Consider the following 18,351-nt stretch of genomic DNA (forward strand, 5'->3'; position numbering starts at 1 on the left):
ACTGACTAGAAAATCAATTTACTCGCCTTATAAGCGAAAGCTTTTAAAAAGCAAGAAGCCTTCCCTTCGTCCCGGAAAGGCTTCTTGCCATTTACACATATTCCCCGCGCTTGCAGCTTTTAATCGGCTCAGAAGCGGTGGAACTCGTTTCCTCCGCTTCTTTTTCCGTTTCTTTTGCTTTTTCCTGTTCAGCAGCCGGGTTTTCTGTTTCTGCCCGCTGCCCGCTTCTCAACTTGGAAAAAGGAATTGGTGCAGGCAGCTGCGTCAGCACGCTTTGTGGGATCGGCGGGCTGCCGGGTGCGTACACTTCGAGAAAGCTGTTTGCCATATTTAAATAACCTGCAGGGGCGGGATGCACATCCTTAGGGTTCGGGATGAGCGAGTCGGCGTTTGTTCCAAATTGGTCAGCAACCGGAACAAAGTGGGCGCCGGCTTTTTTCGCCTCTTGCTCGATAATCTTATTTAAAATTTCAAGTTGCCCTGCTACAGACGGTTTTTGTCCTTCCTTCACGTGCGGATATGGAAAGTAATAACCCATTGCATAAATATCAGCATGCGGGTTGATTGCTCGAATTTGTTCAAATAATTTTATATAGTTTTTGCGCACACGGTTTAAGGAAAAAGCAACAGGAATCGCTTCGTAGCTGAGCATTCCCCGCACGGCATCATTTTGAATGAGCGGCAGCAAATCGTTTGCTCCGGCGGAAATCGTAATAAGATCTGCTTTTTGAATAAGAGCGCGTGCTTTCTTCTTTTCAAGCTGCTCCAGCACTTGCTCAGTTGAGTAACCGGGAAAGGCCAAGTTCTTTGAAAAGCTGGACAGCTGGCCTGTTTGCTGCAGAGCAAATGCTATTAAATCCGTGTAGCTTGCGCCGATTTCCTTGTTTGGCGTTTGACCGGCTGCCAGCGAATCGCCGAGTGCCACGTACTGGATGCCGGCCGCATAGGTTTTCACGGGCAGAATGGACGACGCCAGCAGAAAAACTGCGGTCATATATAGAAAAATTCGTTTCTTCAAGAAAACCTTCCTTTCTCATTCGGCAAAATGGGTTCGTTTTATTTATTGCTTTCCAGGTAATCTAGAAAAGCATCGGCATCAAGCGGATGACTAAGGAAAAAGCCTTGTGCGGCATCACAATCCGCTTCTTTTAAAATATCCATTTGCTTTTTGTTCTCTACTCCCTCAGCCACGATCATTAAATCCAAGTTGCGGGCCAGGCTGATCATCGCTTTTGCAATCGCTGCGTCTGCTTTTTCTTCTTCAATGTTTTCGATAAAAGAACGATCGATCTTTAACACGTTCATCGGAAACCGCTTTAAATAACTAAATGAAGAAAAGCCGGTGCCGAAGTCGTCAATAGAAATGCACACTCCGAGCTGCTGCAAGCGCGAAAGAATGGCCGCCGCTTCTTCGGGCTGTTCCATCACAGCGCTCTCGGTCAGTTCAAGCTCAAGCGCATCCGGCTGTAAACCTGTTTCTGCAAGGATGCAGGCGGTAAGCTCCGCAAAGTTTTGTTTTTGAAATTGCACAGCGGACACATTGACGCTTACTTTTAAATGAGTATGCCCTAATTCGTGCCATTCTTTGCATTGGCGGCACGCTTCCCGTAGCACCCATTCCCCTAGCGGAATGATCAATTCCGTTTCTTCCGCCAGTTCAATGAAGTCTCCTGGATAAACAAGTCCGTTTTCACTGTTCCAGCGCACGAGTGCCTCCATGCCGTATACTTTACCCGTGCTTATATGAACTTTAGGCTGATAATGCAGAATAAATTCTTCTTTTTCCAACCCTTGAGAAAGTAAAATTTCTGTTTCTAAGCGCTGGTGAGCTGCCTCCTTCATTGAGGCGGCGAAAAATTGGCAGCCATTCCTCCCTTTGCGCTTCAAGTCATGTACGGCTATATCCGCATTAATAAAAAGAGAACGCATGTTTTCTCCATGTTGCGGATATATGCTGACGCCGATACTCGCGGAAATCGATACTTTTTTGTCGAGAACAGTAAATGGCTTTTGAAATAAATCTACTACCTTCTCACAAAGCGCTAATACTTCACTCTCATGAACCACTCCTGAAAAAAGAAGCGCAAATTCATCTCCGCTGACGCGTGCCGCCAATATATTCTCCGTTTCCAATGTTTTCAAACGGCTCGCCGTTTCCTGGAGAAGCAAATCTCCTGCTTCATGACCGAGGCTGTCATTAATTTTTTTGAAGAAATCTAAATCAAAGACGAGCAGGGCAGATAAGCGTTGTTGATCGGCCGTTAAATAACTATCACCGTAGTGTTCCACGTAGCTGCGGTTTGGCAGACCGGTAAGCGGGTCATAATAAGCGAGCTGCTCCATTTTCTCTTCTGCCTCCACTCGTTCACTTATATCAAATGAAAAGCCAAGCAAGTATTCTTCCTCTTCCGCCTGGATAATTGTTGTACCCGTGAGCATATGAGTTGGTTTCCCTTGGAAATCAGCGACCGCTTCTCTTATCTTTAGCTGCTTATGTTCCCACGTTTCCAAATCATGGCGGCGGATCTCTTCAGCTACAGCTGGTGAAAAAAAGTCGAACACGGTTTTGCCGACAAGTTCATCAAGCGGCTTGCCGTTTTTCTCACAAGCTAGTTTATTGGCAAATACTGTCCGTCCGTCTCTATCTTCTAAAAATATATTAACCGGCAAAGCATTTAATATTTTTATATTCAGCGGAGTCATAACAGTAAGTAAACTGGCAAATGCTTCTGCCTGATGCAAGGCATTTGTCTTATTATCTGTGCTGCTTTGTCTGGGTGAGTTCATGATTCACTCTCCTTATTGTCTTATGTATATTTTTTTGGAATTTTACATTTTCTTTCATTTTATCAAAAGAACCTCGAAAAGTAAGTGATGAAGTCACGAAAGTTAAAAAACGTCCCTAAATTGGGTATGCTATAATGAGAGCTATTATATATTCAAAACTTGGAGGCAATATGCTGAATTTTAATGAAAAATTGTCGATTATTGAATCTTTTCCTCAACTGGAACGGAAAGACGTTTCTCTCGGAAGAGTCAACTTTCACTTTGCTGACAGCGTCACTGAAAAAAAGAATGTCGTATATCACCTTCATCCGAATGGCAACGGCTTTGTGTATGCAGGAGAATTAGCGGGTTATCAAACCGATGCAAAAGGCATGGTTAATATCCGTGATTTTTCGGCTGAGGAGCTGCGTGCTATTATTGGCGAAGCGATTGAATCTCTTTCCCCAAAAACAGTGGAGGAAGCTGCTGTCGCAGGAGAAGCTCATGAAGAAAAATGGATCAATAACGACGGCCATACACTCTTGCTTATTGAAGAAGAGGACATGTGGAATGTGTATGCTGGTCTGAACTTGGACGGCACATTTAATTCTTACGGAGAAGCGGCCGAATATTTGGAAGAAGAGGGCTTTCGCCTGCTGTCTTAAATGAAAGATCTATCCGAAACAAAGAGCCAGGCACCCATCAATATGGAGGTGCCTGGCTCTAGCATTTTTTGATCATTTTGTTTTTAATTGAAAGTTTTCATACAGTTTTTTAGTGACAGCACCTGGGCGTCCGCCTCCGATCTTACGGCCATCGGCTGATGTAATGGCTAAAACTTCCGAGCTCGTGCTCGATAAAAAAACTTCATCGGCCGCATACAGCTCTTCCGCTGTAAATGATTTTTCGACAAACGGGAGATGTAATTCTCCAGCAATTTCTTTGACTGCAAGCCGGGTAATACCGGCTAATATATGGTTCGACAGCGGTGCTGTCTGTATTTTTCCCTCTTTCACGATAAATGTGTTTGTACTTGAACCTTCTGTTATGAAACCATCCCGAACGAGCACGGCTTCAAAGCAGTTTTGCTCGAAGGCTTCTTGTTTTGCCAAAATATTCGGCAATAAATTCAACGATTTAATATAACAGTTTTGCCAGCGCTCGTCTTTTAATAGTACCACTTTTACTCCTTGGCTGCGCACCTCGGCCGGCAAATGGCGGGCAGGTTTGACTGTCATGGAAATCGATGCCGGGCACTTCGGAAACAAATGATTTCTCGGCGCCACCCCTCTCGTCGCTTGCATATAAAGGTCAGCATCTTCCAGGCCGCTTTTCGCTGCTAATTCCAACATAAGTTCTTCTAATTCAGCCTGATCTTTGCCAATTTCCAGCTTAATCGCTTTCGCACTTGCATACAGGCGGTCGAGGTGTTCTTTCATCATGAACGGCTTCGATTGATAAAAACGAATCACTTCATACACGCCATCACCAAACTGGTGGCCCCGTTCATCAATCGGAATGACCGGATCATCCATTCCTACAATTTTCCCGTTAAAATATGCTAATGCCATTAACGGCACCTCCTTTTTCAAAAAAAAAACAAACAAAGGGCCAAACCTCTACTGAATCTTATGCTGTTTTCAGCCATTGATTCATGGGGAAAGACCCTGTCCTTTTTATCCAATTATACACGAAATTTATTTTCGATTGAAGCGCACATAGTAGCAGTTCTTATTAGATATGGAGTCTTTCCGCTAGTTTTTCTTTAGAGCTAAAGGGTACGATAAGGAAAAGAGGAGGGATTTGTGGTGACGAAAAACCGAGAAATTCTTTTAGTAAAGCGCCCTGAAGGCGAACCAACAGACGAACATTTGAAGATCACCGAAACGGAGCTTCCTGAACTGTCCGAGGGAGAAGTGTTGGTCCGTCTGCTATATGTATCTGTGGATCCATACATGCGCGGACGGATGAATGAAGGCAAATCTTACATTGAGCCTTTTCAGTTAAATGAGCCAATCGAAGGCAGAGCCGTGGCCGAAGTGACCGAATCCCGGTCTGATGACCTGCAAAAGGGGGACATCGTGATGGGCTCTCTTCCGTGGAAAGAATATGCGGCAGTTTCCGCTGATTCTTTTCGGAAAATAGATCCTTCGCTCGGACCGGTGACTACTTCTCTTCATATCCTCGGCATGACCGGTCTCACCGCTTATTTCGGGCTGATGGACATCGGCCAGCCGCAAAAAGGAGAGACGGTCGTCGTATCCGGTGCGGCTGGCGCCGTCGGTTCAACCGTCGTGCAAATTGCGACGATCGCTGGTGCTAGAGTAGTAGGAATTGCCGGAACGGAGGAAAAAGTTCAGTTTTTAAAAAAACTAGGAGCCGATGCGGTCATTAACTATCAAAAAGAAGATATCGGCAGTGCGATTGCCGAAGCTTGTCCCGGCGGAGTCGACGTTTATTTCGACAATGTCGGCGGTGAGATTTCAGATGCCGTGTACCCGCTGCTGAATAAGTTTGCGCGCATCGTTCAGTGCGGCGCTATTTCTTCTTACAATAAAAAAGAGGACCAAGGCCCCCGCATGCAGCACTATTTAATTAAATCGAGCGCATTGATCAAAGGATTTACTGTCAGCGATTACCGCGAGCGTTTCCCAGAAGGGTTTCAGCATTTGTCCAAGTGGTTGAGTGAAGGAAAGCTCACTTATGAAGAAACAATCATAGAAGGATTCGAAAAGATCCCTAAGGCATTCTTCGGCTTATTTAAAGGCGAGAATATCGGGAAGCAGCTCGTGAAAGTAAACGAGCCGCGAACGAGAGATTAATGCGAAAGCCATTCGGCAAATAAGAAAATCGAATTGGAGTAAAATGTCATTCAAATAAAACTGGCCCCGCGCCTTTGACAGGCAGCGGGGCCTTCTATTTATCCGAGAGCAACGTCCAGAATCATCATAACGGTGAATCCTGCCATAAGGCCAAGTGTCGCCAAATCTTTGCTGCCAGATGACTGCGATTGCGGAATCAGCTGTTCCACGACAACAAAAATCATGGCACCGGCCGCAAAGGCGAGCGCATAAGGCATAATCGGCTGAACAGCGAGCACGGCGGTCGCTCCGATCACCGCAGCTATCGGTTCCACAATAGCAGACAGCTGGCCATAATTAAAGGCTTTCAGCCGCGACATACCTTCTCCGCGCAGCGGCACAGAAAGAGCGGCTCCTTCCGGCATATTCTGAATGCCGATTCCTATTGCCAGGCCAAGAGCACCGACAAGCGATGCATCGCCAAGACCGATTGCTGCAGCCCCAAACGCCACTCCGATCGCGAGTCCTTCCGGAATATTATGAAGCGTAATCGCTAAAAAAAGCAATGTTGTTTTCGGCAGTCCAGTTTTCGGTCCTTCTGCTTGATCCTCCGCCACACCCGAATCAAGATGAGGAACGACGAAATCAAGCAGACGAATGAAGAAACCGCCAAGTAAAAAGCCGATCGCCGGCGGAAGCCAGGAAATCTGCCCAGTTTGTTCGCTGAAATCAATAGAAGGCGCCAAAAGAGACCAGAAAGAAGCGGCGATCATAACGCCAGCTGCGAAGCCAAGCATCGTATTCATCACATTTTGATTAATCCGGCGAAAGAAAAAGACAATGGATGCCCCGAGAACGGTTAGTCCCCACGTCAGCAAGCCGCCGAGCAGCGCCTGCACAGCTGGGTTCAATTGTGTGAACCAATCCATAAACATACGAATCCTTCCTTTCCGACAAGCCATTATGCATTTTCCCCAAGATGTAGATACACTTGTATTATCCCCATTTTGCGCTCAGAAAACTTTTGTTATCGACACCAAATTTTTAGGCGTTTTAAATAGTTTTTACTTGATTCATTGTATTATCGATTGTAAAAATGGGTGCAAATTAATTTTCCCTTTAACCTGTAGTCTTAATTTTTTTGTTAAGCTGATGAAAAGCCTATCTTTTAGAGGATTTACATGACATTTTTTCATGCAAAAAAACCGGCAGAGAAAATCTTTTTCTCTGCCGGTTTAGCTGTCCTTCTTATTTTGTCACCATTTTCAGCGGTGCCGGAATATTTTTTTCGACTTTTTTTCCTTTCAGTGTATCTCCTGCCGCTTGAACGGCCAGTTCTCCGATAAGTTCCGGCTGCTGGGCAACTGTTGCCGTCAGCTGTCCGGACTTAACTGACTTAATGGCGTCTTCATTACCGTCAAAACCAATGACGAGCACGTCTTTACCCGAGCTTGCGATTGCTTCAATAGCGCCAAGAGCCATTTCATCATTATGGGCAAACACAGCCTGAATGTCAGGATGGCCTTGAAGAAGATTTTCCATCACTGTCAAACCTTTTGTCCGGTCAAAACCAGCTGTTTGCTTCGCGACAACGTCCAGCTTTTTGTCGGCTGTCAAATGGAAGCCTTTGCCGCGTTCACGTGTCGCTGATGCTCCTGGCACACCTTCAAGCTCAGCGACTTTTGCTCCTTCACCAAGTTGATCAACGATAAAATCACCAGCTATTTGACCGCCTTTTACGTTATCGGAAGCAACAAGTGTGACGACGTCGCCTTTGTCAGCAGAACGATCAAGCGTAATAACAGGGATCCCGAGCGTGTTTGCTGACTGAACAGCAGTGGAAATGGCTGATGAATCAGTTGGGTTAATGAGCAGCACGTCGACCCCTTTTTGCAGCAAGTCTTCCACGTCATTCACTTGTTTAGCTGAATCATTTTGAGCATCGATCACAATCGTTTCCATGTTATGTTTTTTCGCTTCTTTCACGACTCCATCTTTCAAAGAAACAAAGAACGGATTGTTTAATGTAGAGATGGATAAACCTATTTTAATGTTTTCCAGATTGTCCTTTTTCGCCGGTTTCGCCCATTCAGGAGGCTCGAGTGAGCATCCTCCCAACACAACAAGCGAAAACGACAGCAAGATGATCCATAATTTTTTCAAGTCGAGCCCCTCCTATGCAGCTTTTTTGCGGTCAATTAAGACGGCAATAACAATGACGATCCCTTTGACGACCATTTGGAAAAAGGAAGATACACCTAACAAATTCAGTCCATTATTAAGTGTGCCGATAATTAAAGCGCCTATCAGCGTGCCGACAATCAGCCCGCGGCCGCCGGAAAGGCTCGTGCCGCCGAGGACCACTGCCGCAATGGCATCGAGCTCATAAGACGTACCTGCAGTTGGCTGGGCTGAATTTAACCGGGACGTTAAAATCGCGCCGGCTAAAGCCGCAAGCAGACCGGCCAGTGAGTAAATCATAATTTTCACTCTAGGTACTTTAATTCCTGAAATCCAAGCTGCTTTTTCATTTCCGCCAATCGCATACGTTTGGCGCCCGAACGGAGTTTTATGAAGAATCACCCAAAGAACGGCGAAAGCAAGCATCATCGTCACAGCCGGTACAGGAATGCCGAGAAAGTAGCCGCGGCCGAACAGTTGAAATAAGTAGTTATCGCCGAGACCGGTAATCGGGTTTCCATCTGTATACACGAGCGTTAACCCACGATAAATTGTCATAGTTGCTAATGTAGCAATAAACGGCGCCATTTTTCCTTTTGTAATCAACAGGCCGTTCACTGCACCCATGACCGCTCCGAGTAAACAGCCAATCAAAATCGCCAGCATTGGATCGATTCCTGAAACGATCATGCCGGCCATTAGCGCGCTTGACAGAGCTAAAATGGAACCGACAGATAAGTCAATGCCGCCTGTTAAAATAACGAACGTCATCCCGTAGGCAATGAGCGCATTAATAGCCACTTGCCTTAACAAGTTTAAAATATTTAAAGGAGCTAAAAAGCTTGGATTTAAAATGGATACAATTAAGACTAAAATAATTAATCCGAGCAGCGGCCCCAGTTTCTGAGTAAAGTCGTTAAATGGTTTTACTCCGGTTTTGTTCATGTTACTGCCCCCCTGTAGCAAGCGTCATAATTTTTTCCTGCGTCGCTTCTTCTTTCATCAGTTCCCCGCTCAGCTTTCCTTCATGGACAACGAGTATGCGGTCGCTCATGCCGAGTATTTCCGGCAGCTCAGAGGAGACCATAACAATCGCCACTCCGCGGTCTGTCAGTTCGTTCATCAGCGTATAAATCTCCCGCTTCGCCCCGACGTCCACGCCTCTTGTCGGTTCATCCAAAATAAGCACTTTCGGCCCAATGCCAATCCATTTGGCGAGTACAACCTTTTGTTGGTTTCCGCCTGATAAATTTTTAGCACTCGTTTCCGCTGATTCCGTTTTAATTGTTAATCGTTTAATGAGCATATCAACAAACTCTTGTTCATTTTTCCGATCAATCAAGCCTTTTAGAGCAAAGCTTTTCACACTCGGCAAAGCAATGTTTTCACGAATAGAAAAATCGAGAACAAGCCCTTCGTCTTTTCGGTCTTCCGTAATAAAGCCAATGCCTCTTTTCACGGCTTGGTCTGGTGAATGAATCACTGTTTTTTGACCGTTAATCAATAGTTCGCCGCCATCTGTTCGATCAAGTCCAAAAATTGCCCGCATGATTTCCGTCCGGCGGGCGCCCATTAAGCCTGAGACGCCGACAATCTCCCCGGCTCTCACGGAAAAGCTGATATTTTCGAACACACCTTTTCTCGTTAAATTTTTGACTTCGAGCACGGCTTCGCCAAGATCGGGCTGTCGCGCAGGAAAACGGTCTTCGAGTTCACGTCCAACCATTTTTTTAACGACTTCGTTAAAATTCGTGTCCACGATCCTTTTCGTATCGACAGTCTTGCCATCGCGCATGACAGTAATGCGGTCACATATAGTAAAGATCTCTTCCATCCGGTGAGAAATATAAACGATGGACACGCCTCTCTTGCGCAACGCGTGGATGACATCAAACAAAGTGGAAATCTCTCTTTCCGTTAAAGCGGCCGTCGGTTCGTCCATAATAATCACTTCTGCATTCGTCATAAGTGCTTTCGCAATTTCAATCATTTGCTGCTGGCCAACTGAACAAGCCCCCGCCTCCTGTTCAAGCGGAATAGTGACGGATAATTTCTCAAATTGCTCTTTCGCAAGCGCCTTCATTTCTCTCGCTTTCAATAGCCCGAACGCATTTTTTCGTTCTCGCCCGATAAATAAGTTTTCGAGCACGGTCATATCCGGCCACACATTTAATTCCTGATGAATGAAAGCGACGCCGCCTGTTTCTGCCTCGTTTGGGCTGGAAAAATAACGCTCTTGTCCGTTTATTAAAATCGTTCCTTCGTCCAGCGAGTGAAGACCCGTCAAAAGATTCATGAGCGTGGACTTTCCTGCTCCATTTTCACCCATAAGTGCATGAACTTCACCTGGAAGCAAATCAAAATCAACTCCAGTAAGCACCTTGTTTTTCCCGAACGCTTTATGGATATTTTTCATTTCAACTTGCATGATACTCACCTCTTTCTAGAAGATAACACCTGCCTGTAAGATACAATTGGCATATGGAGAAGCTTCTCCGGTCCGGATCACTGCTTTTGCCTGCTTCGTTAAAACTTTGAATACTTCATGGGTCACCCACTCTAGTTCTGTATCTGAAAATTTCTTTTTCATATAATCGAAGGCCGGTTCATTGGCCGCTTTTACTTCATCGGCCATTGTCACCTTTTCGATCACCATGTCAGCTGCTACCGCTTCCACTGTTTGTTCAAAGCTCGGTACGCCAAGCGTTAATGCCAGGTCAATTTTTTGGACACCATCCGGAACAGGCAAGCCGGCATCTGCTATCACAATATAATCGGTATGGCCAAGATCAGTCAGCACTTTAGTGATATGGCTGTTCAACATTCCGTGCTTTTTCATTACAAGCTCTCCTCTACTTCTTTCCTTGACGGCATGCCGCCTTGTGCGCCGAATTTAGTGACGGATAAAGAAGCAGCGCGGTTAGCAAATCGCAAGCTTTCTTCGATCGTTTTTCCTTCCGCTAAAGCAACGGCAAGCGCCGCATTGAATGTATCTCCTGCTCCTGTTGTGTCGACTGCTTCGACCGGGTAAGAGGGGACGAGAACTTCGTTTTCTCCGTTAAAGTAACGGACGCCGCGTTTACCTTCTGTAATAAATACTTTTTCAGGATATTTCTTCAGTGCTTCTTCCTGACTGATTCCAGCAAACAGTAAAGCGGCTTCATGTTCGTTCGGTGTGATATAAGCTGCTTTCTCTAGCACGCTTTCGCTTATTGGACGGGCAGGAGCCGGGTTTAAAAGGAGCGGTACTCCTAGTTCCTGACAAAGCTCCGCTGCATACTCCACCGTTTCAACCGGGATTTCCTGTTGAATCATCACGATATCTGCCTGCTCAACGATCGCTCTCGCTTTTTGCACATAATCAGGAGTAATGGCATCGTTCGCTCCTTTAACAAAGACTATGCTATTATCACCTTCTGCCAAAATAATGTGGGCTGTTCCGCTTTCCATATGTGTAACCGGTTCCACATAATCCGTAGTTACACCATTTTCTTCAAAGTTTTGGATGATCGCTTTTCCATAATGATCGTCCCCGACACAGCCGATCATATATACATCCGCCCCAAGCCTTGCCGCAGCAACAGCCTGGTTCGCTCCTTTTCCGCCAGGGACGGTTTTGAATGCCTCTCCAAGCACTGTTTCCCCTGCACCCGGACGCTTTGTTGAAGTGACGACTAAGTCCATAGATGAACTGCCGATTACCGCTATTTTAACCATGTTCCTTCACCTTCCTCGTTGTGTTTCTTTCTACAAATGTAACCGGCAGCTGAATGTGCTGTGCAGTTACTTGTTCTTTTTTTATTAATTTTAGTAAAAGCTGGGCGGCTTGGCTGCCCATTTCATAGGCTGGCTGCCTGATCGTTGATAACGAAGGAAATAAAAGCCGGCTGAGTGGAATGTCATCGAACCCGATGATTTGCACCTCTTCGGGAATTGACTTTCCAATCCTTAATGCTTCATGCAGTACCGCCGCCGCCGTTATATCATTGCTTGCAATAATTCCATCTGTAGTGGCATAGCAGCTAAAAAGCTCTTTTGCCCGCTGCTCCGCTTCTTCATAAGTAAAAGAAGTGGTGTGAATAACATGGAAGTCCACATTTGAATTTCCGAGCACTTCCATGGCTCCTTGAAATCTATCTTGAACAGGCTGAATGTGACTGGGGCCTTTTAACACCGTAACCTTATGGCTGCCGCGCTTAATTAACTCGCGTGCAGCTATTCTTCCGCCTTCTTTGCCATCTGCATAGACGGTGTAGCTGCCATCATGCGTCCGGTCAAGCAGCACGGTCGGGAGCGCCGGCGGCTTATCATTTAATTCCTTGGACGCTTGAGTGGCCGAAATAAGGCCGACGACCTGGTTTTGCAAAAACGTGTGAATGTATGCCTGCTCTTTTACCGGATCTTCATCACTGTTTCCAAATAAAAGCCGGAACCCCTGCTTTTGAAGTTCGTCCTCCACGCCTCTTGCCAATTCGGGAAAAAAAGGATTTGTAATATCGGGAAGCAAAAGACCAACAAGCCGGGACTCTCTTTTAAATAAAGATCGTGCCACTTCATTCGGACTGTAATTTAATTGTTGAATCGCCTGCACGACTTTTGCCCTTGTTTCCTCGTGGACATAGCCTTTTTCGTTCAGCACACGCGAAACGGTGGCGACGGATACGCCCGACTTTTGGGCGACATCTTTAATCGTTGCCATCAACTGTTCCCCTCTCTATATGTAACCGTTTACACATAATTTATCATAACTTTAAAGTAAACGCAATTTAAAATTTTTGGCAGATACACTCAATTAAAAATCGTGAAGCGCTACTTTTATGTTTCGTCGTTTCTTGTCGCCTCAGTCAACTGTATTTTATAAGTGCAGAGATTTTCCCTTGCGCCAACCTTGTTGCTCTGGACCCACTCGATTTTTTACTGATATGCTTAATTGAAGAAAAAGATTATACTCACGGAGGCATGAAAATGGATACTTACGATGAATTAAAAAAAGGAGAAAAAGGCGCCTGGCTTAGCATCGCTGCTTATATTTTCCTTTCCTTACTGAAGCTCACGGCCGGCTACATCGGCCACTCGAAAGCTTTGCAGGCAGATGGTCTGAATAACTCAACAGACGTCATTGCTTCAATCGCTATCTTAATTGGACTTAAAATTGCCCGCAAGCCCCCTGATGAAGATCATCATTACGGTCATTTCCGCGCGGAAACGATTGCCTCTTTAATTGCGGCTTTTATTATGATCAGTGTCGGCTTCCAAGTCCTTCTCGAAGCGGGGCGCTCGTTCTTTTTAAAAGAAGAAGAAACGCCGGACATGCTTACTGCCTGGGTGGCCATTTTCAGTGCGGGCGTCATGTATATGGTGTATCGATACAACCTTCATTTAGCTAAAAAAATTAACAGCCAATCCATTATGGCGGCAGCTTTAGACAACCGCTCGGACTCCTTAGTGAGCATCGGGGCCTTCATCGGCATTATCGGATCGCAGTTTGGTTTAGGCTGGCTCGACGTTTTAACGGCTTTTATCGTCGGCCTCATCATTATGAAAACTGCATGGGATATTTTCAAACAAGCGACACACGCATTAACGGACGGGTTTGATCAGGATCTCATTGAAGAAATACGGATAACAATTGCCCACGTATCCCAAGTACAGCATGTACGCAGCGTAAAAGCCCGGATGCACGGCAACTTCACGCTTGTCGATGTAATCGTGACCGTCGATCCGCAGTTGAACGTTGTTGACAGCCACTTCATAACCGAGCAAATCGAAGACATTTTGTTGAAAAAATATAATATTAGAGATGCGAATATTCATATTGAACCGGGCACTAATTAACGCCCGACGTAAAAAAATCCCTGCGCACATGCACAGGGATTTTTTTCATCATTTTCTATTTCAAAGTCATTTCTACCTGAACAGGATAGTGGTCACTTGGAAATTGGCCATTTTTTGTCCAGTCATTGATTTCGGCTTTTTTCACACCGATATTTCCTTTAGAAAGAACCCAGTCTATCCGATTTCCTTCTCCTCCTCCTGATGGATCTTTAAATCCGTTAAACGTACCAATGTGACTATTCACCTGTGTGTCTGCCACTTCCCATGTATCTGCGAATAATCCCTTGCTTGTCAAAAGTTGATGAGGCAAAGTATCGGGCTTTGCATTAAAATCACCTGTTAAAATAACCGGTAATGATTGATCGAATGAAGATACTTTTTCATTGATCAGTTCCGCGCTTTTTTCTCGGGCATTTGCCGATTGGTGATCGAAGTGAGTGTTCACAAAATAAAATTGTTTTCCTGTTTTCTTTTCTTGAAATTTTACCCATGTGGCCATTCGTGGAATGCTATTTCCCCATGTAGCCGAACCAATCACTTGAGGTGTATCAGACAACCAGAAGTGATCCCACTCAAGCGGAATAAAACGCTGTTTATTGAAATAAATAGCCATAAATTCTCCTTTACTTCCGCCAAGCCGCCCAAGTCCAATCCAGTCATAGCCGGGAAGAGCGGCTCCTACATCCGCCACCTGCTTATATACCGCTTCTTGTGTTCCGATAATATCGGGATTTTCCTTGCGAATCAGCTGCTTGACCGTCGGAAGACGCTCAGCCCATGTATGAGGTGAAGGGTCATTGTTATTCAAATAACGCAAATTAAACGACATGACATTAAGGTTCAGCTCTTTTTCCTTTGTAGCCGCACTTGCCTCAACCCAGCCAAAAAGAGAACTTCCTGCCATAACGAAAGCCAGAAGCAGCATACCAGCCGCTTTCCACACATTTTTCATTTTATTTTCCTCCCTTAATTAAGCTTGTCTACATTGTAGAGAACTAATATTAAAGAAATTATGGGAATGTTTTAAAAAAATGTATAGAAACTGCTGTGTTTTTGTAAAAGGGTAACATATAGCTTATCAAAAAGAGGAGCCTATACAAGGCCCCTCTTTTTTTCTATATGCTATTTCGATCCAGCCCGCCAGTTCATGCCCCATCCATTTGCTGACGTCCCGGGAAATATTCTAAGAGCTTTTTGTTTGTGGAACGGATCATTTCATCTCTGTACTTGGAAATAAAGATACTTCTATTTGTTAATTTCATCAAAACAGCTCCTCATGCAAATAAGAATGCACTCGGAGCTGCTTTGATTTTATTTTTCCAGCATGAACTTTTCCAGCTGAAGCGGTTCTATGTATTCCCCTTGTTTATACGCTCTCATATTCCCGCCGGAAATCTCGTCAATCAACACAATTTGTCCGTCTTGCGTGCGGCCAAATTCAAATTTAATATCATATAAGTCTATGTCTTTTTTAGCGAGTTCTTCTTTGACAGTACCGGCGATTTTTTTCGTTACGTCTTTCAGCTCTTTGTACTCATTGCTTGAGAGAATGCCGAGCATATCGAGTGCGTCTTCTGAAATCGGAGGATCTTGGCGCTCATCATCTTTCAATGTCACTTCCACGAATGCGTCAAGCGGCTGTCCTTCTTCTGCATACATACCGTAGCGGCGCAGGAAGCTGCCGACTGCTCTGTAACGGCAAATAACTTCAAGACCTTTGCCAAATACAGTGGCCGGCTTCACTGTCATTGTTGCTTCTTCGATATCCGCATCAATGTAGTGAGTGGGGATGCCTTTTTCTTTTAAAATTTCAAAAAAGTGTTTCGTCAGTTTAAGTCCAGCCCGGCCTGCACCTTCCATCGTTAAGCCGACTGTGTTCGCTCCAGGATCAAATACACCGTTTTCACCTGTCACATCATCCTTAAACTTTAATAAATAATTCCCGTCTTCGAGTTCATACACATCTTTCGTTTTGCCTTTATAAATGAGTTTCACGAAGTCATCCCCTTTAACAGTTTTTTGAAACCTCTTTTATTATGCATGATTTTTTTAAAAAAATTAATAGCAGATGAACATTTTTTTCTGTCAGTTCTGACAAATACTGCTTCCAAAGAGAATTCTGAGACACCCCTTGTTTAATAAATTGTATCAAGAACAACAGTGACTTTAAACAAGTCGCCGTCTACTTCGATGTCGAGAGCGCCGTCGTGCAAGTCAATGATCGATTTAGCAATAGCAAGTCCAAGTCCGGAGCCTTCTGTGTGGCGGGAGCGGTCCCCGCGTTTAAACCGTTCAAACATTTCGTCAACATTGTCGCCAAGTTCGTACTTTGTCACGTTTTTAAATGTGATGACAGCTTGGCCGCCAGCTGTTTTCATAGAATTATATACTCTTGTATTTCCCAAGGAATATTTCAAAATGTTGCCGATCAAATGATCAAATACACGCCATATCTTTTGACCGTCCACTAAGGCAAAGTTATCCGCCACGCGATTATTTTATAGTTTCCTAGTCATAAAAAACCTGCCCTTCTCCGGCAGGTTTCCATTAATCGAATTTTGTATAGGCTTGCAGCAACCCTCTCCCGCTGAATCCATCCTTTTCATTTAAATCTTCCGCCAGCTTTTCAAGAGAGTCGGTGAATTTTTCCCGGCCGCCATCACAAATCGCAAGGACTGGCCAGTCTTCCGTTTCCGATCCTTCGTTTAAAAAGCGAATGAGATGGTCACGGTTTGGTTTATAGCCAAACTGCCCGCTAATATTGCTTTCCTCGTTCATATAACGATACTTGATAGCTCTTAACAGTTCAAACTGATCAAAGTGCTGTTCAAATTCCTGCTCATCAAACGCCAGTCTTGTTTCAATAAACACTTGTTTTAAATACGGATACGTGAAAAGTGTTTCTGCCGGTGTGAGGTGCGTCGTTTCTTCAGATACATACTCGAATAAGGCATTTAGCCACATATGGGGAGAAGTGTATGTTAAAAAAGAAATGTGCTGTCGATGAGGATCCTGCACGTTTGGCTGTGTAAACAGCTTGTTCAGCAATTGGTAATTTTTCTTCATGACGGCACTGATGCCAATGCTGTAAAAAACGGCATGGAGCGGGATTTCTTGTGTAGCCAACAAGGACCGATCCCCGCTATGATGCCGTGAACCAGTGAGACGCTCCGTTGTCTGGATTAACAGCTGCGCCTGCTCTGGCGTTTTCATATAGTAAGCTAATACCGCAACGAGCATGGCGAGCATCCGGCTTTTTTCGGCGACTGTCTGAATGCGGACGGATACGGAATCAACTGTCGCCTCTTTCGCATAGGGCTGCTCGAACAGGAAAGAAACGACTTCTTTTGTTTGCTCCGTCAGCATTTCTCTTAACTCTATATCTCTTTCGTCTTGAATATAGCGTTTCAGCCGCTTCATTTTCACTTGAATATTCTCCGGGCTTACTTTTTTCACTTTGGCGATGTTTGTGACATTTTCGTACAACTCTGTGAAAAAGTGATCGGCTCCTTTTGGATTGACAATTTTGCACGCATCCCGGTAGCTGATCAGCTCATCCGCATGTGTTGTTAACTTTTCCGAAAATGCATGCCAATACCACGAATAGCGGCGTCCTTTCACTGATTTAATGAGTTCCCGAAGCGCTGTATCCCACTCTGCCGACCAACCCGATACGATCATGCCGTATTCATCAAACACCCTCCGCAGCAGCTGAGCGAGCGGCAGCGTATAGTTATCTAGTTCGTCCGTTACATTTTTAAAACGGGTATCACGATAGTCGCCGTTTACTTTCAGCACTGTACAATCGGCATGGGCGAGCGGTTTCATGCCTTCCATATCCGATTCGTGATACAGCGTCTGGTATTGCACGTTGTGCTCATCAAGCGAGTGCTCCAGCAGGCGGTCGAAGTTGGTTGTGACGATAACTTTAATATAGCCGCGCTGAACTAATTTCGCGATCGCATGGTGAGCGTCTGTCGGAATCTTTTGCTTTTCTTCCACTTCTTCAAGCGTCGGCTCAAAAAACTCCTTCAATAATCCGTTGCGCTCAGAAGATGTTTTCGCCAATAATTCAATGACTTCATTATATAAAGGTGCTTTCCCGTAATTTTTTTCATACCAGTCAACTGGGTCACTTTCGTCTGCGCCATTCACGTGCATAATCCGCCGGCAAAGCTCCCGCAAAATGCCGCGTCCGGTCGGAATGCCTGCCGAGTAAGAAATGCCCGACCCTAAAAGCAAGGCATACACTCCTTTATTCGCTTCTACCGAAAAAGCTAAAGACAACAGCTTCTCATCCATTCAATGACCCCTTTCCAGACAAGTACATTCTTTTTGATCAACGTGTCCACGCATAATATGCAGTTAATTACTTTTTACCCCAGACGTTCATGTTTCATCCATACTTTACTTCAATATATATATTGAAAACTCCTTGTCGCTATACATAGGGAAAGTTTTTATTTGGTTTCGATAATAAATAAAGGGGGCGACTTCATTCGCAGAAAGCTTACTAATGGTTGTTATTTTTATTAACATTTTCTTTTAGATTTTTCATTGAGCATAGGATTATCTCTGTTTTCTACTATGTTAGCACACCCCATGAATTTCCACATTTATTAACACTGGGATAACAAGACTTTGTTATTTTTAACCGATAGCCTTTAAAATCCATTTAACCAAGTTGACACATAGGAATTTAAGGTTTATCATATCAATTAACTGAAAAATTAAAATTTTGTCAAACGAGACAGAGGGCTAGTTCGAT

Annotated in this window: 16 protein-coding genes and 1 pseudogene; 3 read left to right on the forward strand and 14 right to left on the reverse strand. The window is 44.7% G+C overall.

The features are described 5' to 3' along the window. Positions 1-91 precede the first annotated feature (91 nt). Positions 92-1,018 carry a GDSL-type esterase/lipase family protein gene (locus F9802_RS07265; RefSeq protein WP_152150501.1) on the reverse strand — a complete coding sequence of 309 codons (927 nt, stop codon included), beginning with the start codon at positions 1,016-1,018 and terminating at the stop codon, positions 92-94. Positions 1,019-1,056: 38 nt separating this feature from the next. Next, positions 1,057-2,787, reverse strand: a complete 1,731-nt coding sequence (locus tag F9802_RS07270) for a putative bifunctional diguanylate cyclase/phosphodiesterase (RefSeq protein ID WP_152150502.1) — start codon at positions 2,785-2,787, stop codon at positions 1,057-1,059. Between the two features lie 170 nt (positions 2,788-2,957). On the opposite strand from F9802_RS07270, the gene F9802_RS07275 reads away from it, so the two are divergent. Further along, positions 2,958-3,431: a hypothetical protein gene (locus tag F9802_RS07275; RefSeq protein ID WP_152150503.1), complete on the forward strand. Its 474-nt coding sequence runs from the start codon at positions 2,958-2,960 to the stop codon at positions 3,429-3,431. A gap of 72 nt (positions 3,432-3,503) precedes the next feature. Here F9802_RS07275 and dat read toward each other — a convergent pair whose 3' ends face one another. Further along, positions 3,504-4,337, reverse strand: a complete 834-nt coding sequence (gene dat / locus F9802_RS07280; protein ID WP_152150504.1) for a D-amino-acid transaminase — start codon at positions 4,335-4,337, stop codon at positions 3,504-3,506. Between the two features lie 237 nt (positions 4,338-4,574). On the opposite strand from dat, the gene F9802_RS07285 reads away from it, so the two are divergent. After that, positions 4,575-5,588, forward strand: coding sequence for an NADP-dependent oxidoreductase (locus F9802_RS07285; protein ID WP_152150505.1), 1,014 nt, complete (start codon positions 4,575-4,577; stop codon positions 5,586-5,588). 98 nt (positions 5,589-5,686) lie between these two features. Here F9802_RS07285 and F9802_RS07290 read toward each other — a convergent pair whose 3' ends face one another. The 7 genes from F9802_RS07290 to F9802_RS07320 form a co-directional block, all read right to left on the reverse strand. Then, entirely contained in the window at positions 5,687-6,502 is an 816-nt protein-coding gene (locus F9802_RS07290) for a ZIP family metal transporter (protein WP_225435222.1), read from the reverse strand. A 313-nt stretch (positions 6,503-6,815) separates the two neighbouring features. After that, on the reverse strand, positions 6,816-7,730 hold the full coding sequence (gene rbsB, locus F9802_RS07295; protein ID WP_152150506.1) for a ribose ABC transporter substrate-binding protein RbsB: 915 nt from the start codon (positions 7,728-7,730) through the stop codon (positions 6,816-6,818). Between the two features lie 12 nt (positions 7,731-7,742). Then, positions 7,743-8,693, reverse strand: a complete 951-nt coding sequence (gene rbsC, locus F9802_RS07300) for a ribose ABC transporter permease RbsC (protein ID WP_152150507.1) — start codon at positions 8,691-8,693, stop codon at positions 7,743-7,745. A 1-nt stretch (position 8,694) separates the two neighbouring features. Beyond that, positions 8,695-10,176, reverse strand: coding sequence for a sugar ABC transporter ATP-binding protein (locus F9802_RS07305; RefSeq protein ID WP_152150508.1), 1,482 nt, complete (start codon positions 10,174-10,176; stop codon positions 8,695-8,697). A gap of 15 nt (positions 10,177-10,191) precedes the next feature. Next, on the reverse strand, positions 10,192-10,587 hold the full coding sequence (gene rbsD / locus F9802_RS07310) for a D-ribose pyranase (RefSeq protein ID WP_152150509.1): 396 nt from the start codon (positions 10,585-10,587) through the stop codon (positions 10,192-10,194). Further along, the gene (gene rbsK, locus F9802_RS07315; protein WP_152150510.1) at positions 10,587-11,465 is read right to left on the reverse strand and encodes a ribokinase; all 879 of its coding nucleotides are present in this window, start codon (positions 11,463-11,465) and stop codon (positions 10,587-10,589) included. Before rbsK ends, rbsD begins: the two co-directional genes overlap by 1 nt. Then, a complete protein-coding gene (locus F9802_RS07320) occupies positions 11,458-12,447 on the reverse strand; it encodes a LacI family DNA-binding transcriptional regulator (protein WP_152150511.1) in 990 nt (329 codons plus the stop codon). The genes rbsK and F9802_RS07320 overlap by 8 nt, the downstream gene beginning before the upstream one ends. A 266-nt stretch (positions 12,448-12,713) precedes the next feature. Between F9802_RS07320 and F9802_RS07325 the strand changes: the two genes are divergently transcribed. Next, positions 12,714-13,583, forward strand: coding sequence for a cation diffusion facilitator family transporter (locus F9802_RS07325; RefSeq protein WP_152150512.1), 870 nt, complete (start codon positions 12,714-12,716; stop codon positions 13,581-13,583). 55 nt (positions 13,584-13,638) lie between these two features. Here F9802_RS07325 and F9802_RS07330 read toward each other — a convergent pair whose 3' ends face one another. The 4 genes and pseudogenes from F9802_RS07330 to F9802_RS07345 form a co-directional block, all read right to left on the reverse strand. Then, positions 13,639-14,535: an endonuclease/exonuclease/phosphatase family protein gene (locus tag F9802_RS07330; protein ID WP_152150513.1), complete on the reverse strand. Its 897-nt coding sequence runs from the start codon at positions 14,533-14,535 to the stop codon at positions 13,639-13,641. A 359-nt stretch (positions 14,536-14,894) separates the two neighbouring features. Beyond that, positions 14,895-15,578, reverse strand: coding sequence for a phosphoribosylaminoimidazolesuccinocarboxamide synthase (locus F9802_RS07335; protein ID WP_152150514.1), 684 nt, complete (start codon positions 15,576-15,578; stop codon positions 14,895-14,897). A 140-nt stretch (positions 15,579-15,718) separates the two neighbouring features. Continuing rightward, positions 15,719-16,060, reverse strand: a pseudogene (locus F9802_RS07340) (ATP-binding protein); the annotation flags it as partial. 70 nt (positions 16,061-16,130) lie between these two features. Continuing rightward, the gene (locus F9802_RS07345) at positions 16,131-17,885 is read right to left on the reverse strand and encodes an SIR2 family protein (RefSeq protein ID WP_152150516.1); all 1,755 of its coding nucleotides are present in this window, start codon (positions 17,883-17,885) and stop codon (positions 16,131-16,133) included. Positions 17,886-18,351: the final 466 nt, after the last annotated feature.

The sequence above is a fragment of the Bacillus aerolatus genome (genome assembly GCF_009183655.1).
In the GTDB taxonomy this organism is placed as follows: Bacteria; Bacillota; Bacilli; order Bacillales; family Domibacillaceae; genus Pseudobacillus; species Pseudobacillus aerolatus.

Coding starts and splice junctions, on each gene's coding strand:
- F9802_RS07270 (WP_152150502.1), bottom strand. CDS start 2,787: ATGAACTCACCCAGACAAAGCAGCACAGATAATAAGACAAATGCCTTG.
- F9802_RS07275 (WP_152150503.1), top strand. CDS start 2,958: ATGCTGAATTTTAATGAAAAATTGTCGATTATTGAATCTTTTCCTCAA.
- dat (WP_152150504.1), bottom strand. CDS start 4,337: ATGGCATTAGCATATTTTAACGGGAAAATTGTAGGAATGGATGATCCG.
- F9802_RS07290 (WP_225435222.1), bottom strand. CDS start 6,502: ATGTTTATGGATTGGTTCACACAATTGAACCCAGCTGTGCAGGCGCTG.
- rbsC (WP_152150507.1), bottom strand. CDS start 8,693: ATGAACAAAACCGGAGTAAAACCATTTAACGACTTTACTCAGAAACTG.
- F9802_RS07305 (WP_152150508.1), bottom strand. CDS start 10,176: ATGCAAGTTGAAATGAAAAATATCCATAAAGCGTTCGGGAAAAACAAG.
- rbsD (WP_152150509.1), bottom strand. CDS start 10,587: ATGAAAAAGCACGGAATGTTGAACAGCCATATCACTAAAGTGCTGACT.
- rbsK (WP_152150510.1), bottom strand. CDS start 11,465: ATGGTTAAAATAGCGGTAATCGGCAGTTCATCTATGGACTTAGTCGTC.
- F9802_RS07320 (WP_152150511.1), bottom strand. CDS start 12,447: ATGGCAACGATTAAAGATGTCGCCCAAAAGTCGGGCGTATCCGTCGCC.
- F9802_RS07325 (WP_152150512.1), top strand. CDS start 12,714: ATGGATACTTACGATGAATTAAAAAAAGGAGAAAAAGGCGCCTGGCTT.
- F9802_RS07330 (WP_152150513.1), bottom strand. CDS start 14,535: ATGAAAAATGTGTGGAAAGCGGCTGGTATGCTGCTTCTGGCTTTCGTT.
- F9802_RS07345 (WP_152150516.1), bottom strand. CDS start 17,885: ATGGATGAGAAGCTGTTGTCTTTAGCTTTTTCGGTAGAAGCGAATAAA.